This window comes from Actinomadura sp. 7K507 (assembly GCF_004348425.1).
GTDB lineage: Bacteria > Actinomycetota > Actinomycetes > Streptosporangiales > Streptosporangiaceae > Spirillospora.
Window position 1 is genome coordinate 1 of the sequence record NZ_SMKK01000117.1, and the last position, 21306, is coordinate 21306.

The 21306-nt window shown below is 74.0% G+C and carries 20 protein-coding genes; 15 read left to right on the top strand and 5 right to left on the bottom strand.

From position 1 onward, the window contains the following. A partial coding sequence (locus E1285_RS45745; protein WP_207946798.1) for a hypothetical protein occupies positions 1–567 on the top strand: 567 nt, incomplete at its 5' end. Between the two features lie 40 nt (positions 568–607). Here the strand turns inward: E1285_RS45745 and E1285_RS24935 are convergent. Then, positions 608–988 carry a hypothetical protein gene (locus tag E1285_RS24935; RefSeq protein WP_132156110.1) on the bottom strand — a complete coding sequence of 127 codons (381 nt, stop codon included), beginning with the start codon at positions 986–988 and terminating at the stop codon, positions 608–610. A 298-nt stretch (positions 989–1286) separates the two neighbouring features. On the opposite strand from E1285_RS24935, the gene E1285_RS24940 reads away from it, so the two are divergent. The 14 genes from E1285_RS24940 (at position 1287) to E1285_RS25005 (ending at position 18120) form a co-directional block, all read left to right on the top strand. Then, positions 1287–2294, top strand: coding sequence for an oxidoreductase (locus tag E1285_RS24940; protein WP_243723028.1), 1008 nt, complete (start codon positions 1287–1289; stop codon positions 2292–2294). Next, positions 2281–3156, top strand: a complete 876-nt coding sequence (locus E1285_RS24945) for a TIM barrel protein (RefSeq protein WP_132156114.1) — start codon at positions 2281–2283, stop codon at positions 3154–3156. The genes E1285_RS24940 and E1285_RS24945 overlap by 14 nt, the downstream gene beginning before the upstream one ends. Further along, on the top strand, positions 3153–4472 hold the full coding sequence (locus E1285_RS24950; protein WP_132156116.1) for a M20/M25/M40 family metallo-hydrolase: 1320 nt from the start codon (positions 3153–3155) through the stop codon (positions 4470–4472). The genes E1285_RS24945 and E1285_RS24950 overlap by 4 nt, the downstream gene beginning before the upstream one ends. Further along, positions 4469–5626, top strand: coding sequence for an Ldh family oxidoreductase (locus E1285_RS24955; protein ID WP_132156118.1), 1158 nt, complete (start codon positions 4469–4471; stop codon positions 5624–5626). Before E1285_RS24950 ends, E1285_RS24955 begins: the two co-directional genes overlap by 4 nt. Further along, a complete protein-coding gene (locus E1285_RS24960) occupies positions 5623–6621 on the top strand; it encodes a Gfo/Idh/MocA family oxidoreductase (RefSeq protein WP_132156120.1) in 999 nt (332 codons plus the stop codon). Before E1285_RS24955 ends, E1285_RS24960 begins: the two co-directional genes overlap by 4 nt. Continuing rightward, on the top strand, positions 6618–7034 hold the full coding sequence (locus E1285_RS24965) for a hypothetical protein (RefSeq protein WP_132156122.1): 417 nt from the start codon (positions 6618–6620) through the stop codon (positions 7032–7034). Before E1285_RS24960 ends, E1285_RS24965 begins: the two co-directional genes overlap by 4 nt. Positions 7035–7280: 246 nt before the next feature. Continuing rightward, the gene (locus tag E1285_RS24970; RefSeq protein WP_132156124.1) at positions 7281–7808 is read left to right on the top strand and encodes an EF-hand domain-containing protein; all 528 of its coding nucleotides are present in this window, start codon (positions 7281–7283) and stop codon (positions 7806–7808) included. A 110-nt stretch (positions 7809–7918) separates the two neighbouring features. Next, entirely contained in the window at positions 7919–9148 is a 1230-nt protein-coding gene (locus E1285_RS24975) for a DegT/DnrJ/EryC1/StrS family aminotransferase (protein WP_243723029.1), read from the top strand. Next, positions 9145–10296 (top strand): DegT/DnrJ/EryC1/StrS family aminotransferase, encoded by a 1152-nt coding sequence (locus tag E1285_RS24980; RefSeq protein ID WP_132156128.1) that lies wholly within the window; start codon positions 9145–9147, stop codon positions 10294–10296. The genes E1285_RS24975 and E1285_RS24980 overlap by 4 nt, the downstream gene beginning before the upstream one ends. Beyond that, the gene (locus tag E1285_RS24985; RefSeq protein ID WP_132156130.1) at positions 10293–11249 is read left to right on the top strand and encodes a UbiA family prenyltransferase; all 957 of its coding nucleotides are present in this window, start codon (positions 10293–10295) and stop codon (positions 11247–11249) included. The genes E1285_RS24980 and E1285_RS24985 overlap by 4 nt, the downstream gene beginning before the upstream one ends. Next, a complete protein-coding gene (locus E1285_RS24990; RefSeq protein WP_132156132.1) occupies positions 11246–12616 on the top strand; it encodes an FAD-dependent oxidoreductase in 1371 nt (456 codons plus the stop codon). Before E1285_RS24985 ends, E1285_RS24990 begins: the two co-directional genes overlap by 4 nt. 4 nt (positions 12617–12620) lie before the next feature. Further along, on the top strand, positions 12621–14228 hold the full coding sequence (locus E1285_RS24995) for a class I adenylate-forming enzyme family protein (protein WP_132156134.1): 1608 nt from the start codon (positions 12621–12623) through the stop codon (positions 14226–14228). Next, positions 14219–15961: a CoA transferase gene (locus tag E1285_RS25000; protein ID WP_132156136.1), complete on the top strand. Its 1743-nt coding sequence runs from the start codon at positions 14219–14221 to the stop codon at positions 15959–15961. The genes E1285_RS24995 and E1285_RS25000 overlap by 10 nt, the downstream gene beginning before the upstream one ends. Beyond that, positions 15958–18120 (top strand): AMP-binding protein, encoded by a 2163-nt coding sequence (locus E1285_RS25005; protein WP_132156138.1) that lies wholly within the window; start codon positions 15958–15960, stop codon positions 18118–18120. The genes E1285_RS25000 and E1285_RS25005 overlap by 4 nt, the downstream gene beginning before the upstream one ends. 3 nt (positions 18121–18123) lie before the next feature. Here E1285_RS25005 and E1285_RS25010 read toward each other — a convergent pair whose 3' ends face one another. The 4 genes from E1285_RS25010 to E1285_RS25025 form a co-directional block, all read right to left on the bottom strand. Beyond that, complete coding sequence (locus E1285_RS25010; RefSeq protein ID WP_207946800.1) at positions 18124–18687, bottom strand: TetR/AcrR family transcriptional regulator; 564 nt, start codon at positions 18685–18687, stop codon at positions 18124–18126. Then, positions 18680–19516 (bottom strand): alpha/beta hydrolase, encoded by an 837-nt coding sequence (locus E1285_RS25015; protein ID WP_132156140.1) that lies wholly within the window; start codon positions 19514–19516, stop codon positions 18680–18682. Before E1285_RS25015 ends, E1285_RS25010 begins: the two co-directional genes overlap by 8 nt. Positions 19517–19576: 60 nt before the next feature. Continuing rightward, positions 19577–20155 carry a hypothetical protein gene (locus tag E1285_RS25020; RefSeq protein ID WP_132156142.1) on the bottom strand — a complete coding sequence of 193 codons (579 nt, stop codon included), beginning with the start codon at positions 20153–20155 and terminating at the stop codon, positions 19577–19579. A 137-nt stretch (positions 20156–20292) separates the two neighbouring features. Next, positions 20293–21270 carry a 2-dehydropantoate 2-reductase N-terminal domain-containing protein gene (locus E1285_RS25025; protein WP_347814098.1) on the bottom strand — a complete coding sequence of 326 codons (978 nt, stop codon included), beginning with the start codon at positions 21268–21270 and terminating at the stop codon, positions 20293–20295. Positions 21271–21306 lie beyond the last annotated feature (36 nt).

Sequence of the window (21306 nt, forward strand, 5' to 3'; positions counted from 1 at the left end):
GGGCGGTTGGGCGGGTCGGCTTCCGCCCGTCCCGCGATCGCGCCCGCCGCGCACCGGGCGGCGGCTCGCGAGATCCCCGACCTGTGCGGGTCGGTGTCCGAACGGACCCTGCGCCGCCTGGTGAAGGGCGAGTGGTACAGCGACACCCCCGAATCCGGCAAGGGCGAGCTCACCGTCGAGGGGGCCGGCCGCCGCGGCTGCTCCTGGATCTCGATGGAGCGGGAACTCCAGGTCTCGGCGGCGGTCATGCCCGGTACGGAACTGTTCGACGGCACCCGGCTCGCCATCCGCGAGTACACGATGCGGCACGCCGACGCCCGTGCCGAGGAGACGCTCAGCGTCCACGACCGGAAGATCTTCCGTGCCGTGGCCGGCCTCGGCGACCAGGCGTTCGCCGCGCACGTCCCGGGAGCCGTGCCCGGTGTGATCCTCTTCCGGGACGGCGACCTGCTGGTCCAGGTGACCTACGAGGAGAGGGACGAGCGCCGTCCCCTCAAGGGCGAGCACGCCGTCCGCGGCGCCTACGCGGCGGCACAGGAGGTCGCCCGAGCCCTGTCAGCCCACTGACAGGACCCGGATCACGCGGTCGCCGGGGGAGGCGGGGCGGTCAGCCGATCCTGAAGCTGCCGGTCGGTGCGACGTGGGCGCCGTGGCCGGGCGAGATGAAATTGAACGGCGGCGGGACGGGGAACGCGCAGTACGGATCCGTGAAGAAGAGCAGCCGCGCGTCGCTGTGGTTGGAGATCACGTGCGCGCCCGGAGGCAGGGAACGGCAGTCGGCCGACGCCGGGTATTCCTCGAGTTCGGTTCCGGCCCAGGAGACCTGGGCGCCCTCGGTCACGAAAACAACGATCTTTCCTTCCGGTGCGGCGGCCCTTTCCCGGGCGTTCGCCGGCGCGGCCGCCGCGGAGGTGAGCAGGGCCGCCGTGAGGGCTGCGAGGGCTGTGGCGGCGGTGATGGCGGTGCTGGTGCGCGAGGGACTGGGCATGCCGCTCCTTGTGCGACGGGGGTGGGAACGAGGTGTTGATGCCCGGCCCTCCGCGATGCTTAACGCTAAGCAAGTACGCTGTAACTGTTTGTAGTCAGTTTCTGTTCGTCATTGCTCTCTGACGTGCGCCTTTGTGTTGCGCCAATGATCACCTCTGACGGATTGTCATTGACCGATGACTTTCGGTGAATTAGCTTGACTCGCTGTCGGAACTTCAGTCGTCCGTGCCGTCCGACAGGACTTCCCGCATGCACCGAGAGGGCCTTGACCTGCAATGTTGCATACTCTGATCGTTGGAATGGGCAGGTCGGGGCAGGGACTGCACCTGCCCGCGCTGGCCAGGGTGCGCGCCGCGGCGCCCGGCCTGCTGGCCCGGACCCCGGTCGTCGCCGTCGACCCGTTCCGCGCACCGGCCGGGATCCCGGGGGTGGTGGAGGCCGGGTCGCTGGAGGAGGCGGGGCGGCTGCGCCCGCCGGCGCGGACCGTGGTGCACCTGTGCACGCCGCCCGCCGCCCGCGAGAGCGTCCTGGCGGGCCTCGCCGGACTCGGCTACCGCAAGATCATTGTGGAGAAGCCGCTGGCCGTGGACCTGGCCGGGCTGATGGCCGTGGCCCGGCTCCGGCGCCGCTGGGACCTGGACGTGACCGTCGCCACGCACTGGCTGGACAGCGGCCTCACCCGGCGGCTGCGCGCGGCGGTGCGCGGCGGCCACCACGGGGAGCTGCGGCGGATCGAGGTGATCCAGAACAAGCCCCGGTTCACCCGCAGCACCGCGAGCCACGACCATCCGACCGCGTTCGACGTCGAACTGCCGCACGCGCTCGCCGTGGTGCTCAGCCTCGCGGGAGGCGGGCGGATCACCGGCGCCTCGTCCGACGACATGGTCTTCGAGCGGTTACGGCTCCCGCGTCTCGGCCGCGCCCGGCTCCGGCTGGACCACTTCGCGGGCACCCGCACCGAGATCGACTCGGACCTGACATCCCCGGTGCGCGAGCGGCGCATCACGCTGGAATTCGACCGGGCCGTCCTGGTCGGCCACTACCCCTGCAGCGAGGCCGACCACACCGCGCAGCTGCGCGTCGTCCGTCCCGGCGGGCGGGTGACCCGGAGCGTGTTCACCGACGACGCGTTCGCGGCGTTCCTGCGCGGCGCGTACGCCCGCTACGCGGGGCCCGCGTCGCCCATGCACAGGACGTTGCCGGTGCAGGTCGACACCGTCCGGCTGCTCGCCGAGGCGAAACGCCTCTGCGCCCTCCAGGGGGCCGGGGCCCTCGGGCGAGAGGAGGACCTCGATGCCGTCCGCTGAGGCCGTGCCGGAGGAGGTCCGCCTCGCCGGGCTCGGTGACGAGGCGGCCCCGGATCTCGCGGGCCAGATCGGCGCGGTCGCCGAGCTGGGCTGGAACAGGCTGGAACTGCGGACCGTCGGCGGTACCCCCATCGCGGACCTGGACGAGGACGCGTTCCGGCGCATGGCCGAACGTCTCGAGACCGCCGGCACGTCCGTGGCGGGTGTCGCCTCCAAGATCGGCGACTGGTCCCGCCCGGTCACCGGCGACTTCGCCGTGGACGTGCGCGAGCTGGAGGTCCTCGCCCGCCGCTGCGCGGTCCTGGGCGCCCCGCTGGTGCGGGTCATGTCGTATCCGCGCGGCGGCCTGGACGGGCCCGAGTGGGGCCGCCGCGCCCGCGAGCGGCTCCGCGAGCTGGCATGGCGCGCCGAGGACCACGGGCTCGTGCTGGCGCACGAGAACTGCGCCGGCTGGGCGGGCGACCGCGCGGACCGGATGCTGGACCTGGTCACGGGCATCGGCAGCCCGGCGCTGCGGCTCCTGTTCGACATCGGCAACGGGGTGGCGCACGGGTATCCGCCGCTGCCGATGCTCCGCGAGATCGTGGCCCATGTGGTGCACGTCCACGTGAAGGACGCGCGTGCCGGTGCCGGGGGCGAGGTGTCCTTCGTCCCGCCCGGTGAGGGCGACGCCCAGGTCGCCGAGTGCCTGGAGGTGCTGTTCGAAAACGGGTACGGCGGCGTGCTGTCCATCGAGCCGCATGTGAAGCTGCGGCCGCACCTGGATTCCGGCGCCGGCGACCGAGACGCGTTCGTCGAGTGCGGGCGGGCCCTGGAACGTCTCCTCGCACGGACGGTCCTCACGACCGGTACGGGCCGATGACCGGGGGCCGCCTTCCCGCACCGCTGACCCCAGCCGACCGCGATCTGCTGCTCCGGCTCCTCGTCCTGCCGACCGCCGGGCCGCTGGAGACCGGCCTGCTGGAGACCGGCCCGGATACCCCGCCGCCACGGCTGGCCGAGGCGCAGGACGCCTACGGGCGGTACGCCGCCGCGATGGGCCTGCGCGTCGTGCGGCACGCTCCGGCGGAACCGGCCGATCTGGAATCCGGGCCCGTCCCGGCTCCGGTCCGCGAAGCGATGGCGCACCCGCGATTCCTCGCCGACCAGCCCAGCCTCGTCCTCAGGCTGGGGCCGGACGACCTGCCCGCCGCGCGCACGGTGATGTTCAACGTGCATCTCGACACCGTCGCGGGCCTGCAACCGGTGCGCTTCGACGGCGAACGGTTCCACGGGCGCGGCGCGATCGACGCCAAGGGGCCCGCCGTGGCGCTGCTCGCGGGCATCCGCGAGGCGCGGTCGCGGCGTCCCGCCCTGGGACGTGACATCGGGGTGCTCGTGCAGGCCGTCGCCGGGGAGGAGGGCGGCGCCATGGGCGTGTTCGGCACGCGTCCCCTGGTCCGGCGCGGTTTCACCGGCCGCCTGAACGTCTTCTGCGAGCCGACCCGGGGGCGTTTCCTGCCGCGCAGCACGGCGGCGATGACCGCGCGCATCGTCGTCGACGGCGCCGACGCCGTCGACGACCGTCCGGCGGGCGGCCACAACGCCAGCGTCCTGCTGGGGTTCCTCGCCCAGCATCTGGGCCGCGCGCTCGACGCGTCATCCTCCGAGGGGGCGGTCTGCGTGGCGGGCCTGCACACGGGCGCGCGGCACAACAAGGTGTACGGGGGCGGCTCCCTCCTGCTGAACCTCGCCTACACCTCGTCCGCGACCGCCCGCCGTCTGGAGCGGCGGCTGCGGGACGCGCTGGACGAGGGGCTCAAAGAGTTCGCCTCGGTCTTCGGCGGCACGGCACTGTTCGGCCGCACCGCCGCCGACGCGCACGCCATCACCCGCCTGGAGTGGCGCAAGCACGGGCTGCCCGTGCTGGACGACCGTGACGCGTGGGGCCACACGCTGCTGCGCGACCGCGTGGGGATCCCGTCGTGGCCCGGCTCCGAGCCCGCCTTCACCTGCGACGCCATCTGGATGTCGGAGGTCCCGGGCGCCTGCACCGTCGTGCTCGGGCCCGGGGACCTCGCCGCCAACAACGCCCACGCCGACGCGGAGTTCGCCGGCGCCGGCGAGCTGGCCGATTTCGCCGCGGCCGTCTCCCGCCTCCTCACCGCCTTCACCGACGACCAGAACGGAGCACCATGACCCCGTCGTCCCGAACACCGCTCCAGGACTGCGCACCACCGCTCCCGTCCGCCGCATCCCCGGACCAGGTCAGGGTGGCCTATCCCGACCTGCTTCGCTTCGCCTCAGCCGTGTTCGCCTCGTCGGGGATCCCGCCGGAACGGGCGCGGACGGCGGCGCGGGCGCTGTGCTACGGCGACCTCACCGGCATGACCTCCCACGGGCTGGCCAACCTCACCCGCCTCTACCTGCCGCTATTCGAGGAGGGGCGCGTCGACCCGAAGGCGGAACCGCGCCGGGTCGCCGACCGGGGGGCGGCGGTGCTGCTGGACGCCGGCGGTGCCCTCGGCCTGTGGACGGGAGAGGCCGCCATGGACCTCGCGGCCGAACGCGCCGCCACCTTCGGGGTCGGGCTGGTGGGCGTCCGCGGCGCCACCCACTTCGGCTGCGCCGGGCACCACGCGCTGCGCGCCGTGGAGCACGCCATGATCGGGCTGGTCACCGCCAACTGCGGGGGGCAGCGCATCGCCCGCCCGCCCGGCGGTGCGGTGACGATGCTGGGCACCAACCCGCTGAGCGTCGCCGCGCCGGCGGGGCGGAACCCGCCCTTCGTCCTGGACATGAGCACGACCGCCGCGCCCACCGGGCGCGTCCGGCAGGCGGCCCGCGAGGGGCGGACGCTCCCCGAGGGGGTGCTGGGCGGCGACGACGGCGCCGCGGTCACCGACCCGGCCGCCTTCGACGAGGGACGGGCGCACCTGTTGTGGCTGGGCGGCGAGGCCGGGCAGTACAAGGGGTTCGGGCTCGGCATCGCGGTGGAGGTCCTGTCCGCCATGGTGTCCGGTGCCTGCCTGGGCGCGCATCCGGACGCGTTCCACGGCGACGGCGGGCCCGGCGGCCGTGACGACGGCATCGGCTTCTGCGCCGTCGCGATCGCGCCCGGCGCGCTCCGCTCCGGCGCCGACACCGACGCGGACGTGCTGTTCGGCGCCCTGCTCGGCTGCCCGCCCACCGACCCGGCCCGACCGGTGCGCTATCCCGGCTGGCACGAGCACCGGCGCGCCCGGGAGCGCCGCCGCCACGGCGTCCCCCTCGGCGCGGACCTGTACCGGGAACTGCGCGACGTCGCCGCAGACCACGGCGTCCCCGCCCCTGCCGCACTGGAGCGGTCGTGACGGCGCCGTTGCGGGTCGGCGTCGTCGGCCTCGGGGTGATCTCCCGCTTTTACCTCGCGGCGCTGCGCGACTCGCCCACGATGCGCCTGGTCGCCGTCTGCGACAGCGATCCGGCGAGGCTGGCCGGTCACTCGGTGCCCGGCAACCCGGTGCCCGGCAACCCGGTGATCGGCCATACCGACCATCGCCGGATGCTCCGCGAGACATGGCTGGACGCCGTCGTGGTCACGGTGCCCAACGACGTCCACATGCGGGTCTGCGAGGACGCGCTGGAACGGGGTGTGGCCGTCTGCGTGGAGAAGCCGCTCGCCGTCGGTACCGCGCAGGGGGTCGCGCTCCGGAGGCTGGCCGAGCACCGGGACGTCCCGCTGTTCACGGCCTTCCACCGCCGCTACAACGAGGCGGTCGCCCGGCTGCGGGCCGAATGCGCCGGCTCGCCCGTCGGCGAGGTCACCGTCCGCTACCTGGAACGCATCGAGGAACACGCGGGCACCGACGGCTGGTACCTCGACATGCGGCGCTGCGGCGGCGGGTGCGTCGCCGACAACGGCCCGAACGCCTTCGATCTCGTGCGGCTCCTGCTGGGACCGGCCGAGGTGACGTCCGCGCGGATCACGCGGGACGCCGCGGGCGTCGACCGGCAGGCTGACATCCGGCTGCGCGCGGACGGCGGACGCGCGCGGATCCTGCTCGACTGGTCCTTCCCCGGTGAGCGCAAGGACGTCGAGGTGCGGCTGGCCGGCGGGCGGACGGCGCGTGCCGACATGCTCGCCGGCCACGCCGGCTTCAAGGGCTCCCTCTGGCACGAGTACGTGGCGGTGCTGCACGCCTTCGAGCGGTACGTCCGGGGGGCCGGGGACGGGGAGCGCGACGGCGGTCTGGCGGCGCTGCGTTTCGTGCGGGACGCCTACCGCCTGGAGGGGCGCGAGCCACTGCCCGGCTCGGCGCCCTCGGACCGGCCCGCCACGGCGGAGCAGGGAAGGTGCGTGCGATGAATCCGGCCGAGGACGGGCCCAAGAGCGAGGTCCACGCGACGGTCGTGAAGGTCCTCGCCCATCGCCGGACGGACCGGGGGATGCGGCTGGAGCCGTTCGCCAGCCGGTGCGTCCGCGCGGGCGAGGTGCACGAGCTGGTGGCCACGGACCACCGGGAGACCGCCTCCGGCGCGCGGATCGACCGGGTCGCGTTCCTCGGCTTCGCCGAGATCGGCGCGGGGGGCGTGCTCGACCGCGGCGACGAGCTGTGGACCGGCGGGCGGCGCATCGGTGTCCTGCTCGGCTTCGACGGCTGCCATCTGCCCAACCACTACAACGTGCTCGTCCGGGCTGAGCCGCCGCGCTCCGGGACCGAGCTCGGCCTCGTGCCGGGGGAGCGGCTGGTGTTCCGCCAGGGCGCCCCGCCGCGATGAATTCCGGCTGAAATAAAGGCCGCTGACTGAATTGTGTGGAATGGCGATGACGCATGCCTGAATCGCGATCTATTTCAGTGATACGGCCTTCGTTCGCAAGATATCCAAGCCTTACTCCAATCGCACGTTCAATCCGGTCGCCGGCCGGAAACGATAAATAGAGCCGGCGGCTGGTTCGGTTCTCCCGAATCACCGCCGACCCGACCGGTCGCCCATCCGGCGTCAACGGCACAGGAGGAAATGCGAATGGTCATGGCAACCACCCAGTCCAACCGGCTGGAGGAGCGGTTCCGGCTGTGGGACCGCAACGGCAACGGCGTCATCGAGCGCGACGACTTCGAGCGCGAGGCCGACGAGATCACCGCCCGTCTCGGTGCGCAGGGCACCCCGAAGGCGGACCGGCTCAAGCAGGCCTACCTCGGCATGTTCGACACGCTGTCCGCGGCCGCCGGCACCGACCGGATGTCGCGCGCCCAGTTCATCGAGGCCGCCGAGCAGGAGATCATCGGTAGGGGCGACGCCGGGTTCGCCGCGGTCGTGCAGCCGACCATCGAGGCGATCGTCGGCGTCCTGGACCGCAGCGGCGACGGCGAGATCTCCCCGTCGGAGATGCACGGCTGGTTCGCCGCCATCGGCCTGGACGGCGAGGCCGCCGACCGCGCCTTCCGCGACCTCGACGCCGACGGCAGCGGCAAGCTGTCGGTCGCCGAACTGGTCGACGCGGTCCGCGACTACCACCTCGGCCGTAACGACATACCGCTGCTCGGTCGCTGACCGGGCCCTCTGGTAAACGCCGTTCGGGGAAATCCCATGGTCGCCCATCCATGGTCTCCCCGGGTTTTCCCCGAACGGCCCCCCGCCGCCCCTCGACCGCAAAGGGAATCGTGCAGAGAACGCCGCCCGCGGCAGCGACGACCGCCGCGCCCGCCATTCCGTTCTTCAGTCAGGCCAAGAGTTTCGAAGAGAACTGGAGCGCGATCAGCAAGCATGTCACCGACGTTCTGGACGACGGGAAGTTCTCGCACGGCGCGAAGGTCGGGGAGCTGGAGGGACGGCTCGCGGCCTGGACCGGCGCCCGCCACGTGGTGGCCGTCAACTCCGGAACCGACGCGCTGATCCTGCTGCTGCGCGCCGCCGGGCTGCGGCCGGGCGACGAGGTGGTCGTCCCCGCGTACTCGTTCATCGCGACGGCCAGCGCCGTGGCGCTCGCGGGCGGCGTCCCGGTCTTCGCCGACATCGAGGCGGACGGCCACGGCGTCGATCCGCGGTCCGTGGACGCCGCGGTCACCCCCCGCACCAAGATGATCATGCCGGTCCATCTGTTCGACCGCATGGCCGACCTGCGCGGCCTCCGGGACGTGGCGCGGCGCCACGGCCTGACGATCGTGGAGGACAGCGCCGAGGCCATCGGCATGCGCATGGACGGCGTCCACGCCGGGCTGCTCGGCGCCGGCGGCGTGCTGTCGTTCTTCCCCGCCAAGACGCTCGGCGGGATCGGGGACGGCGGGGCGGTGCTGACCGGCGAGGCGTCCATCGCCGGGAACGTCCGGATGCTCTGCCACCACGGGCGCGGCGGCGGCACGCTCGGCGACTTCTCCGGAATCTCCAACGCCACGGTGCTGCCGGGGCGCAACAGCAAGATGGACGACGTCCAGGCCGCCGTCCTGCTGGCCAAGCTCGCGACCCTCGACGCAGGCATCGCCCGCCGCGCGGAACTGGCCGCCCGCTACGACGCCCGGCTGCGCGGCGTGCCCGGCATTCGGGGCGTCCCGGGGGCGCGCCCGCCGCTCCCGGGGAGCAACCGCGTCGTCTACGTCTATCTCGTCGAGGTCGACGACCGGGACGCCCTCGCCGCGCATCTGTCCGCCCGCGGCATCGGCACGGAGGTCTTCTATCCGGTCCCGCTGCATCTGCAGCCGTGTTTCGCCCACCTCGGCCACCGGCCCGGCGACTTCCCGCGCGCGGAGGCCGCCTGCGCCGCCGCCATCGCGCTCCCGCTGTACCCCGACCTGCCCGAGGCGCACGCCGACCGCGTCTGCGACGAGATCGAGGCCTTCTACACCGGGAGGTCGCGCTACACCGGAAGGTCGCGCCACACCGGGGGGACGCGATGACTGCCCCGCCCATCGCGACCATCCCGTTCTTCTCGCCGGAGCTGTTCGAGCACGACCGGGAGGCGCTGCTGGAGACCGTCCGCGCCATCGGCACGGAACCCGAGCAGAAGTTCATCCTCGGTGATCGGACCGCCCGCCTGGAGCGGGAGCTGGCCGGACGCGCCGGCGCCCGCGACGCCGTCGCCTGTTCGAGCGGGACGTCCGCCCTGACCCTGATCCTGGCGGCCATGGGGGTCGGGCCGGGCGACGAGGTCATCGTGCCCGCGTTCGGCTGCCCGCCGATCGCCGCGACCGTGCTCGACGCCGGGGCCCGCCCGGTGTTCGCCGACATCGATCCGGTGCGGCTGACCGCCGACCCGGCGGCCGCCGAAGCGCTGATCACGTCGCGCACCAAGGTCCTGCTGGCCGCCCACATGTTCTCGGTGATGGCGGACATGCCCGCCTTCCGCGAACTGGCCGACCGGCACGGCCTCCGCCTGATCGAGGACTCCGCGCTCGCCCAGGGCGGGACGCTGCGCGGCCGGGCGGCGGGCCGCTGGGGAGACGCCGGACTCTACTCGTTCGTCCAGGTCAAGACCTTCGGCATGCCCGGGGAGGGAGGCGTGGTCGTCACCGACGACACGGCCCTCGCCGCGGACGTGCGGATGCTGCGCAACCACGGGCAGGACGGCGTGCACCGGTTCGTCCACCACCGGATCGGCCACAACAGCCGCTTCGACGAGGTGATGGCCGCCTTCCAGCTGCACCGCCTGCCCGGCCTGGACGACCGGCTCGCGCGCCGCGCGGAGATCTCCGCCTACTACTCCCGGCGTCTCACGCCGCTGGCCGGCCGGGGCCTGGTGGCGCCGCCGGAGGGCGGGGACGGCCGGTTCCCCTACGTGTACACCGTCCTCACCGAGCGGCGGGACGCGTTGCGCGCCCACCTGGCCGGACACGGCATCGCCGCCCACGTGTACTACCCGCGCCCGCTGCCCGCCCAGCCGGCGTTCGCCCCCTGCGCGCGGCCCGGCGGGTCCTGGCCGAACGCGGAGGACGCCGCCCGGCGGAACATCTCGCTGCCGCTCTACCCGAACCTGACCGACGCGCAGGCCGAGTACATCGCCGACACCGTGTGCGCGTTCACCGACACCCACGGGGACCACGAATGAGCCACCAGACCGCAGTCCATGGGCCCGGGGTGTCCGGGCACGGCACCCTCGCCGCCTACGCGCGCCTGTCCAAACTGGACATCTACGACTACTACCTCGGTCTCGTGGTCGTGTGGGCGCTGCTGGCGCCCGCCGCGCGCTGGGAGCCGCGGACGTTCGGCCTGCTCGCGCTGACCCTGATCGCCCAGGTCGTCGTCGTGGCCGCCATGGTCGGCTTCGACGACATCACCGGCTACCGCGACGGCAGCGACGCGGTCAACTACGGCTCGGACGCGGCGCGGCGGCGGCTGGCCCGCAAACCCCTCGTCGCCGGGACGCTCACCGAGGCGCAGGCACTGCGCTTCTCCTGGACGGCCGCCGTGGCCGGGTCGGCGCTGTGGGCGGCCGTCGTCGCCGCCGCGCCGTACCGCCCGGGGTGGGCGGTCGTGCTGGCGGCGGTCTGCGTGGCCGCGTCCGTCCAGTACTCCTGGGGACTGAAGATCAGCTATCGCGGGTTCCAGGAACTCTTCCTCATCGGCCTGGGAATCGGCTGGACGCTGGTGCCGTACGCGCTGCTGACCGGTGGGGCAACGGGGTTCGTGCTCGTGCTGGCGGTGCTGTTCGGATCCGGGCCGATGCTGTTCGGGCTGTACTCCAACACCAACGACGCCGGCGGCGACCGCGCGGCCGGGCGCATCACCGTCGCCACCCTGGTCTCCGCCCCGGCGCACCGGCTGTTCGTCGCCGTGATGACGGGCGCCCCGGTCGCGCTCATCGCCGGCGCGACGATCGCGGGGGTCGCGCCGTGGTGGTTCGCCGCCGTCATGCTCCCGCTCGTCGCCATGCGGCTGGCCCACCTGCTGATCGGCTTCCGCGGCGACATCCTGCGCGCCCGCCGGATCGCCATCTACGCCCACCGCGTGACGGTGGCGCTGCTGGTCGTGACCGGCCTCGTCGCCGGGGCGACGGCATGACGCGCCCCGCGCTCGACGTCGCGGTGGTGGGGGCCGGGCCCGCCGGCCTGGCGACCGCGTACGCGCTGGCCGGGCAGGGGCGCACGGTACGGGTGTTCGAGGCGGCCGAGGCCGTCGGCGGCCGGATGCGGACCGTCCGCGAGCACGGCTGCCTGATCGACACCGGCGCCGAGATGCTCCCCGGCCCCGCCGGCTACCCGGCGACGTGGAAGCTCATCGCCGCCCTCGGGCTGGACCGCGACCCGGCCGCCGTGCCGGGCGTCCGCGACGCCCTGGCCGTGTGGCGGGGCGGCCGGGCCCGTCCGAACGCCGGCCGCCCGCTGGGACTGGTGACCGGGGCGGGCCTGAGCCTCCGCGCACGGTTCGGCCTGGCGCGGCTGCTGGCACGGCTGGGACGGCTGGCGCGGCTCGGTGACCTCGACCCCGACCGTCCCGAACGGGCCGGCATCGCCGCGGACACTGTGGCCGACCTGGTCCGGCCCTACCACCCGGACCTGTACGACCACCTCGTCCGCCCGCTGGCCGGCGGGTTCTTCGGCTGGGACCCCGAACGCTCCGCCGCCGCCCCGTTCGCGGCGCACCTGGCCGCGTGCGGCGGCTCCCACACCTGGCTCACCTACCGCGACGGCATGGACACCCTGGCCCGCGCCCTCGCCGGCCGCCTGGACGTCGTCACCGGCCACCAGGTCACCCGCGTGACCGTCGACGGCGGCGCCGTCCGGGTGGAGTCGCCGCGCGGCACCGTGGCCGCGCGGGCGGCGGTGCTCGCCGTCCCGGCCCCGGTCGCGGCCGGCCTGTACGACGAGCCCCGGCCTGCCGCGCGGGAGTACCTCGCCGAGTGCGGATACACGCCCATGCTGCGCGTCAGCGTCGTCACGGACGCGCCACCGGAGCGGGGGCGCGCGAGCTTCGCGACGCTGATCCCCGAGGCCGTAGACCCGCTGCTCAACGTCATCACCCTCGACCACCGCAAGCATCCCGGGCGGGCGCCGCGCGGGCGCGGGCTGGTCTCGCTCATCCCCTCGCCGCGCGGTTGCCGCGAACTCCTCGACGCGCCCGACCGGACGGTCGCGGAGCGGCTGCTCGCCCGCGCCGGACGCTTCGTCCCCGGCCTGCGGGCCGAGCCCGCCCACGTTCGGGTCCACCGGTTCCGGCATGGGCTGCCCGAGGCGACGCCGCGCGCCCTGGCGTTGCGGGGCGCTTTCGCCGACCGGCCCGTCGCGGCGGTCGAGTACGCGGGCGACTGGGTTCCGCTGCGCCCGTGCAGCGAGGGCGCGATCTCCTCCGCGGCCCTGGCCGCCGGACGGATCCAGGTCCACCTGTCATCGCCCGCGGTGGCCGATGCCGTTTCCGGTCAGCGGAGGTGAGGAGATGGCCCTCTTCGGTAAGCGCATCGAGCTGGGCACGCTGTTCGAGGACGTGGCCGACCGCGGCCACTCCACCACGGTGCACCTCAGCCGGCCGCTGGACATCGCCCCCAGCATGGGCACCGCACTGGACCCGCCCGCTCTGGCCAGGCTCGTACGCGTCGCGGCCGGATGGTTCGCCGGCGCGGGGGTGAGACCGGGCGACCGCGTCGCCATCAGCAAACGCGACCACTGGGACCTGGTGCTCCTGTGCTGCGCGGCCGCCCGCCTCGGCGCGGTGCCCGTGCCGCTGTCGGCGTGCCTGGAGAAAGACGTACTGGACATCCTCCTCAAACGGCTCGACCCGGCCCTGCTCGTCGTGGACGCGGCGCGGTGGGCGGACGGCCGCCCGGTGAACTCCGCGACCATCCGGACGCTCGTGCTCGACCGCGACGTCGACCGGAAGCCCGGCGACTCGTCCGTGCTGTCGCTCGATGACGTGCGCGGCCACACCGTCCCCGCGCCCCGCCGCCGCCCGGCCGACGACCCGCTCGCCATCCTGCACACCTCGGGCACCACCGGCGTGCCGAAGCTCGTCGTGCACTCCACCCGAACCCTGCTGCGGCGACTCGTCGACTTCGAGGCCCACCGGTGGCCCGTACTCGCCGCCCGCCCGGACGACGTGGCGGCGGCCGCCTTCTCCTTCGCCCACGGCCGCGCGCTCGCCTGGACGGCCGCCGTATCGGCCCTGGGCCCCGAGAAGATGGTGGTGATCACCTCCGCGGACTGGGACGAGGCGCGCCCGCCGCTGGAGGAGCACCGGCCGACCATCATGGAGGCGCAGCCCTCGACGTTCGTACGCTGGCGCTCCCACTGCCGGACAGGGGCGTTCGACCGCGTCCGCCTCTACGTCAGCACGTTCGACGCCGTGCACCCGCCGACCGTCCGCACGTTCCTCAACGCCACCGGGCACCCGCGTCCGGTCTGGCTGCAGGGCTGGGGGCAGACCGAGACGGGGCCGCTGACCTTCCGCTTCTTCACCCGGCGGGCCATGCGCCCCGAGCGCGGCCGGCATCCCACGACCCGCGACCTCGGCCGCCCCGTCCCCGGCCGCACCCGGCTGCGCGTCGTCGACCGCGAGACGCTGCGTCCCGTCCCGCGCGGCACCGCCGGCCTGCTGGCCTGCAGCACCAAGGCGCTTTGCCTGGACTACACCGCCGAGCGGGCACGCTACCTGCGCAAGCGCGCGGGACGGTGGTTCATCACCGGCGACCTCGGCGTCCTCACCCGGAGCGGGCGCCTGCTCCTGCTGGACCGGGAGGCCGACGCGCTGCCGGGGGCCAGTTGCGTCGAGGTGGAGGACGTCATCGAGGACCGGCTGCCCGGCGTCGGCGAATGCGTCGTCCTCAGCGTCCCCGGCGGTCCCGCGCAGCCCGTGCTCGTCGTCGAGGACGGCCGCCTGGATCCGGGCCGGTGGCAGGCCGCCGTCGCCGACCTGCCGGAACTCGCCGAACCCGTCCTCACGACATGGGAGCGGATACCGCGCACGGCGACCGGCAAGGTGCGGCGAGCGGCCCTGCGCGAGCACCTGGGCCTGGCACCCGAGACCCACGGGACGGGCGAATGGACGTGACGGCGCCGCGAACCTCGGAAGATCTCACGGTTCGCCCGCTGCGCGGGACGGTCGTGCGGGCGCTCGGCGACTCACTCGCCCTCCGTGTCGCCGCAGCCCGGTTGCGCGCGCTCGGCTGCGCGGTCGAGACCACCGACGCGGCGCCGCCGCCGGACGCGCCCGCCGGGTGGCTGGGCGTCGTCCGTGCGTCCTTCCTGCCCGGGGCCCACGACTCCGGGGATCGTGCGCTGCCCGAATGCGGCATCGGCTGGTCCGGGCCGGTGGGGGTGCCCATGTCCGGTGAACGCGATGTGCAGGCCGCCTGCGGCATCATGCACGTCCACGGCCGCGCCACCGGCGGGCCGCGTGCGCTGCGGGTCGACTTCGCCTCGGTTTGCGCCGGCGTCCTCGCGGCCCAGGCCGTCGCCGCCGGGATGCTGGCCGTGCTGAGGGGCGGGACGCCCGTCCGCGCGGCGACGTCCGTCGCCCAGGCCGCGGCGCTGGCGCTCACCCAGTACGTCGCCGCCGCCACGTCGGACGCCGGTGCCGGCCGGTGCCCGCCCGGGACCGCCGAGCGGACGCCGCCGTTCCGGTCGGCCGACGGCGTCGGTTTCGAGATCGAGACGTTCGCCGCCGAGAACTGGCTGGCCTTCTGGACGGCGCTCGGCGCCGGACGGCCCGAGATCGTCGCGGGCTGGCCGCCTTTCCAGCAGCGCTTCGCCACCGCGACCTGCACGCTTCCCCCCGGACTGCGGGCCGCGGCGGCGGCGCTCGGCTATCCGGCCGTCCGCGCCGCCGCCCACGCCGCCGGCGTCAGCATCGTGAAGGTGGACGAGGACGCGACGCGGCCCATGCCGCCACCCCCGTCCCCATGGCGGCTCCGCGCCACCACCACCGCCGCGCCGCGCGACAGCCGGACGTGGGTTCCCCCGAGCGCCTCGGGTCAGCACACCCCACTTGCCGGGGTGCGTGTCGTCGAGTCGACCAACCGTGTCCAGGGGCCGCTCGCCGGGCACCTCCTCCACCTGCTCGGCGCCGGGGTCGTCCGCCTGGAACCTCCCGGCGGTGACCCGATGCGCGGCGTCCCGCCCCTGGCAGGCGACTGTTCCGCCCGCTTCCTTGCACTGAACCGGGGCAAAAGCGCCGTCGAGGCCGACCTGAAGACCCGTGCGGGCCGGGAGGCGGCGCTCCGGCACCTCGCCTCGTCGGACGTGTTCCTGCAGAACTGGCCGCCCGGCCGTGCGAGCCGGTTCGAGCTGGACGCCGGCGACCTCGCCGCCGTCCGGCCGGGCCTCGTCTACGCGCACGCCGGAGGCTGGGCCGAAACCCACCCCGCGCCCCAGCCCATGGGCACCGACTATCTCGTCCAGGCGTACACGGGTGTCGCGGCGATGCTCGCGGAGGACGGGCAGGCCCCGGCGCCGACGCTGATGACCATCATCGACGTCCTCGGCGCCCTCATCGGCGCCGAAGGGACCGTCGCGGGCCTGCTCGCCCGCGCCCGCACCGGCACCGGCGTCCGCGTCGAGACCGGGCTGGCCGACGCCGCCCGCCTCCTGCGCGACGCGCACGTCGCTCACCCGGCAGGTGAGACCGCACCCGCCGCACCCGTCGCGCCGGTCGTCACGGACCTCGCCGCGATGGCCGCCGACCCCGCGTACGAGGCGCTCTTCGAGACCGGCGGCGGAGCCGCCTACAGCCGCAGCCCGTGGACCTTCGCGCCGCAGCCCCCGCACCGGAGAGAGGACGCATGAGAACCGCCACCGCTTCCGCATGGAGATCAGCCAACGGTGTCACCATCGTCGACCGCGTCCCCGCGGAGACGCGCGCGGCCTGGACCGCCGCCGGGCTGTGCCCCGGCCGGGACCTCTACGCGCTGTTCCGCGACCACGTCCTCGCCGCACCCGAGCGTGCGGCGGTCATCGACGAGGCGGGCGTGCTCGGCTACGCCGCGCTCGACGACCGTGTCCGGCGGGCGGCCGCCGCGATGCGGGCCGACGGGCGGGGGCCCGCCGACATCATCGCCGTCCTGCTGCCGAACGGGCGCGACGCCGTCGTCGCCGAGCTGGCGATCGCGGCGATCGGCGCGGTGGCCCTGCCGATTCCCCATACGCACCGGCCGCGCGACATCGCGAGTCTCCTCGGCCGGTCCCGCGCCGCCGCGCTCATCACCGCCCCGGAGACGGTCGCGGCCGGCGAGGGCACGGACGGCTTGCAGGTGTGGACGCCGGGCACGCCGCCGTCCGAAGGAATCCGCTCCTTCGGCGACGCCGGAGACGGCGACCTGCGGGCCTGGCGCCCCGAAGGCGCCGACCCGGAGGCCCCGGCCCGCATCCTGATCTCCTCGGGCTCGGAGTCGGAACCGAAGATGGTGGCCTACTCCCACAACGCCATGGGGGGAGGACGCGGCAACTACGTGGCCGCCCTGAGACGCGGGCCGGGGCCGATGCGGGCCCTGGTTCTGGTCTCGCTCGCGTCGTCGTACGGGTCGCTGGCGACATCGGTGATCGTCGCACGGCACGGCGGGACGCTGGTGCTGCTCCCGCGGTTCGACGCCGCCGCCGCGCTCGAAGCCGTCGAGCGGCACCGTCCGACCCATCTCTTCGGTGTCCCCACCATGTTGTGGCGGATGGGCGAGTGCGGGACCGAGGCGGACCTGTCCTCGCTCCACGCCGTCATCTCCAGCGCGGGCCCGGTGCATCAGCATGTATGGGACGCCTGCGTCCGCCGGTTCGGCATGCCGCCGATCAACATCTACGGTTCCAGCGACGGGGTCAACTGCCATACCGGCCACGACCCGTCCCGCTGGGAACCGGGGCTGGCAGGCGTTCCCGACCCCGAAGTGGCGCGGATCAGCGTTCGCGACCCGGACGGAGGGCCCCTGCCCCCCGGCCAGGCGGGGGAGATATGGGCGCTCGGCCCGATGACCCCGTTGTGCTACGTCGCGGCGCCGGAGCTGGACGCCCGGTTCCGGGCCCCCGGCGGCTGGGTGCGCACCGGCGACCTCGGCCGCCTGGACGAGGACGGCACGCTGCGGGTGCTCGACCGGCTCAAACGCATCGTCATCCGCGGCGGTATCGGGATATCCCCGGCGGAGGTGGAGCGTGCGCTCATCGGCCACCCCGACATCGCCGACGCGCACTGCGTCCCGGTGAGCGACCGGGACCTGGGCGAACGCATGTGCGCCTGCCTGGCACCGCCTCCGGAGGCGCCGCCACCGTCCCCGGCCGCCGTGATCGCGTACCTGCTGGAGCGCGGGCTGGACAGGCGCGGGCTGCCCGAACGCTTCCTGGTGCTGCCCGAGCTCCCGCTCGGCCCCACCGGCAAGGTCGACGTCTCCGCCCTCACCCGCATCGCCGCCGAGGCCGCCGTCCCGGGCCCGCTCCTACGCGATCTATTCGGTGCAGGGCCGACGACTCCAGGAGAGACGATGACCTCAGGAGAGACGATGACCTCGGGAGAAGCGATGACCTCCGGAGAAGCGGTGAGCGTTCACCGCATCGACCTGCACGCCGCCGCCCCGGACGTCCACGCCGCGATGGCCGGTCTCGACAGGGCGGCGAGCGCCGGACTCGATCCTCTCCTGGCCGAACTCGTCCGCATCCGCGTCTCCCAGATCAACGGCTGCGCGTTCTGCCTGTCGACGCACAGGCGGGCGGCCGTGGAAGCGGGAGAACGCGAGAGCCGCCTGGACGCGCTCGCGTCCTGGCGCGAGAGCCGGCTGTTCACCGGCGCCGAGCGCGCGGCCCTCGGGCTGGCCGAGGCCGTGACCTCGCTCGGTCCGGCGGGCGTCCCCGGCGACGTCTTCGCCGCCGCCCGCGAGCACTTCGGCGAGACCCCCATGGCCCATCTCCTGTGGACGATCGCCGCCATCAACGCCTGGAACCGCGTGGCCATCGCCGCGTCCGCGTGACTCTCAGCGGGCCCGCAGGCCCCGGTCGACGAAGCCGATCAGCCACTCGAAGCTCTCGTCGATGTCGGCGCTCCACCGGAAGCCGTCGGCCGCCTGCAAGGTGGCGAAGCCGTGGCAGAGGCTGCGGAGCATGCGCAGGCTGTGGTCGACCTCGGACTCTTCGATCTCGTAGCCGCGCAAGACCGCCGTGAAAGCGTCGAGCAGCCGCCGGCTCGCGATGGTCAGCGGATCGTCCGGGCCGGACGGTTCCACGCCTATCGTCGCGGCGTAGCGTCCGGGATGCTCCACCACGAAAGCGCGAAAGGCGCGTGCCGCGGCCTCCAGGGCGTCGCGGCCCGCGCGCCCCTGGACGGCGTCGCCGACGGCGCCGGCGGCCTCGTTCAACGCCAGGACCGCGATGCGCCGGTTGAGGTCTGCCTGCCCGCCCACGTGCTTGTAAAGGGACGGGGTGCGCACGCCCAACCGCTCGGCCAGCAAGCCCATCGTCAGGTTGGCGAGGCCCACCTCGTCGGCCAGGGCGGCACCCGCCGCGACCACGGCCGCCGCGTCCAGGCCGGCCCTAGCCACGGGCGGCGTCCGGGCGCAGGAAGGCGAGCATGAGCGAAACCACCTCGTCGGGGAACTGGTCGTGCGGGTAGTGCCCGGCGCCCTCGATCATCTCGAGGCGGCCGAGGCCGGACGGCAGGGCATCGACGATCGCCGAACCCTCGGCGCGCGGGTCGGCCCAGTCGGGGTCGAGCGTGCCCATCACGACCAGGACCGGGGCGCGGACGTTGCCGAGCTGCGCGCCCGCGTCCGTGGGGGCGCTGCGGCCCATGCCCTGCAGCGCCTTCATCCGGCCCGGCTCGCGCAGCATGGACTCGATGCGGTCGAGCCGCCCGGCCCAGCCGGCGGGCTTCACGCCGGGGTAGGCGACGTCGAGGTACGAGCGCCAGAGCCGCACGCTGCCGAAGACACCCGCGCCGAGCAGCCGCAGCATGCCCCGCCGGAAGCGCTTCACCCGCAGGTCGCCGAGGCGGATCGACTGCTTGCGGGTGAACGGCGCCAACTCGACGACGGCGGTGATCAGCGAGGGCTCCCGCGCCGCGGCGATGGTGGCCGCGCCGCCGGAGAACGAGTGGCCGACGACCACGGCCGGGCCGCCCAGATGGCGGATCACGGCGAGCAGGTCGCCGGCGACGGCGGTGCGGCTCCAGTCCGGCCAGCCGACGCTGGACTCGCCGCTGCCGCGCAGATCGACCGCGGCGACCCGATGGCCCGCCGCCACCAGCGGCTGGATCACGGCATGGTACGCGGCGCGGCTGTCGCCCATCCCGTGCGCGAGGACGATCAGCGGGCCGTCCCCCGCCACCTCGTAAGCGATCGTGCCGTCGTCGACGGCCAGGTACTCGGTCATGACATCCTCCAAGGTTGGCTAATAGCGTTAGCTAGAAGTTAATGCCATTAACCAACCTCGTCAAGGGTGGTATTCCCGAACCTGCCGGGAGGAGTGACGACCACGACGCCGGGCGTAGTGCGCGGTGAGGATCAGGACCAGCGGCCCCCACAGCAGGAGGGGCGCGTAGACGACGTTCATGATCGTGCCCGCCGTTCCCTGCGGGAAGTCAGGGTGGGACAGGGGCCCGTCCGGACTGAGCGCCAGGAACAGGCAGAGACCCGAGACCGCGACGCCGCCGAGGGAGGCGGTGACGATCGCCGCGAGCGGCGGGACCCGGCGGCCCCCGAGGTACGGGATCCACCGCGGCACCGTCTCCCCCCACGGCCGGACCAGGCCCAGGGTCAGGAACGCCGCCGCTTGCGAGACCACCGTCAAGGCCAGCACGTACACCATGATGTCCACGCCGGTGTACATCTCGCCGAGGCGGCCGGTGAACCCGACATCGACGCCGAAGCCCAGGGCCATCCGCCACACGCCGGACGGCACCGTGCACAGGACGGTGGCCCAGGCGCACCAGACCGCCCAGCGAGGGGCGCCCGTCCTACCCGGAGAAACGGAACCGGCAGCGGTAGCGGGGAAAGAACGTGTGGTGGTCATCGCGTCCTCCGTGAAGCCAGGGGGTGCAAACGCCCTCAACGATCGCGACTCCCCCCGGCCGGAAGGATCCCCAACACGGCCGAACCACCTCCCCCGCCAGGGGGACCCCGGCGTTCCGCCCGCGCTCCGGCCGCGGATCAGCCGCCGTGGACATGGGCGAGGAACACCGCCTCCGACATAAGGCCGGGAGGCCGCTTCTCACGGGACATCCTGGCGGCGGTGCGCTGGAGCAACTCGTTGACCGGGGTCGGGACGCCGTGCAGGCGTCCCAGCATGACGATCTCACCGTTGAGGTAGTCGGTCTCGATCGTTCCGGCTCCCCGCTCAAGGCTCTGCCAGGACGACGCGCCGGGCCGCCGTCCGGACGGCAGTGGCTCGGGCTTGACCAGTTCCAGGCGCCGTGAGGCGGTGTCCTCCACGACATAGTCGATCCCGGCCGCGCGGTAGCAGGTTTCGGCCTCCTGCCGGGCGAGTGCGTCGAGGTGGCCGCGCCGGGCCGCGGGACCGCAGACCGCTTCGATGGCGTTGCCGAGGTTCGACAGCAGCTTGCCGTACTTGACGGCCGCGATGTCGTCGCTGGTCTCGGCGACGAACCCCGACGCCAGGAAGGCGGCCGCGATCTCCTCGGCGAGCGGGCCGGTCCCGGCGGGCCATCGTCCGATGTCGAGGACGCCGGTAACCGGTGAGGAGTAGGCGCGGACCGTCCCCGCCTCCAGGAAGGCCGCCGGCAGCATGACCGACAGGCCGTAGACATCAGGGAAGAAACGCAAGGTGGTGGGCTCGTTCGCCACGCCGTTCTGAGCGCAGACGACCGGGAGGCGGGCGGGGCCGCCCTCAAGCAACCCCTGCAGGGCCTCCACGGTGTGCTGCCCCTTTACGGCGAGCAACACGACATCATCGGCTCGGAAGGAGATGTCGCGTGGATGGCCGACGACCGGCACCGGCAAGGTCACGGTCTCGACCGGCGACTCCAGCCGCAGACCCCGTTCGCGCACCGCCGCCAGATGCGCTCCCCGCGCCACGAGCACGACCTCATGGCCATGCTGGAACAGACGTGCCCCAACCACACCGCCTATGGCGCCTGCTCCGAGAACGATGAATCGCACGGCACACACACCTCCACGGGCCGAGGCTGGACGTACGTGACGCAG

What these genes read in the sequence shown, in the direction of transcription:
- E1285_RS24990 (WP_132156132.1), top strand. Translation starts at nt 11,246, where the DNA reads ATGACGCGCCCCGCGCTCGACGTCGCGGTGGTGGGGGCCGGGCCCGCC.
- E1285_RS24940 (WP_243723028.1), top strand. Translation starts at nt 1,287, where the DNA reads ATGGGCAGGTCGGGGCAGGGACTGCACCTGCCCGCGCTGGCCAGGGTG.
- E1285_RS24935 (WP_132156110.1), bottom strand. Translation starts at nt 988, where the DNA reads ATGCCCAGTCCCTCGCGCACCAGCACCGCCATCACCGCCGCCACAGCC.
- E1285_RS24965 (WP_132156122.1), top strand. Translation starts at nt 6,618, where the DNA reads ATGAATCCGGCCGAGGACGGGCCCAAGAGCGAGGTCCACGCGACGGTC.
- E1285_RS24950 (WP_132156116.1), top strand. Translation starts at nt 3,153, where the DNA reads ATGACCGGGGGCCGCCTTCCCGCACCGCTGACCCCAGCCGACCGCGAT.
- E1285_RS25005 (WP_132156138.1), top strand. Translation starts at nt 15,958, where the DNA reads ATGAGAACCGCCACCGCTTCCGCATGGAGATCAGCCAACGGTGTCACC.
- E1285_RS24970 (WP_132156124.1), top strand. Translation starts at nt 7,281, where the DNA reads ATGGTCATGGCAACCACCCAGTCCAACCGGCTGGAGGAGCGGTTCCGG.
- E1285_RS25000 (WP_132156136.1), top strand. Translation starts at nt 14,219, where the DNA reads ATGGACGTGACGGCGCCGCGAACCTCGGAAGATCTCACGGTTCGCCCG.
- E1285_RS24955 (WP_132156118.1), top strand. Translation starts at nt 4,469, where the DNA reads ATGACCCCGTCGTCCCGAACACCGCTCCAGGACTGCGCACCACCGCTC.
- E1285_RS24980 (WP_132156128.1), top strand. Translation starts at nt 9,145, where the DNA reads ATGACTGCCCCGCCCATCGCGACCATCCCGTTCTTCTCGCCGGAGCTG.
- E1285_RS24995 (WP_132156134.1), top strand. Translation starts at nt 12,621, where the DNA reads ATGGCCCTCTTCGGTAAGCGCATCGAGCTGGGCACGCTGTTCGAGGAC.
- E1285_RS24985 (WP_132156130.1), top strand. Translation starts at nt 10,293, where the DNA reads ATGAGCCACCAGACCGCAGTCCATGGGCCCGGGGTGTCCGGGCACGGC.
- E1285_RS25015 (WP_132156140.1), bottom strand. Translation starts at nt 19,516, where the DNA reads ATGACCGAGTACCTGGCCGTCGACGACGGCACGATCGCTTACGAGGTG.
- E1285_RS25020 (WP_132156142.1), bottom strand. Translation starts at nt 20,155, where the DNA reads ATGACCACCACACGTTCTTTCCCCGCTACCGCTGCCGGTTCCGTTTCT.
- E1285_RS24945 (WP_132156114.1), top strand. Translation starts at nt 2,281, where the DNA reads ATGCCGTCCGCTGAGGCCGTGCCGGAGGAGGTCCGCCTCGCCGGGCTC.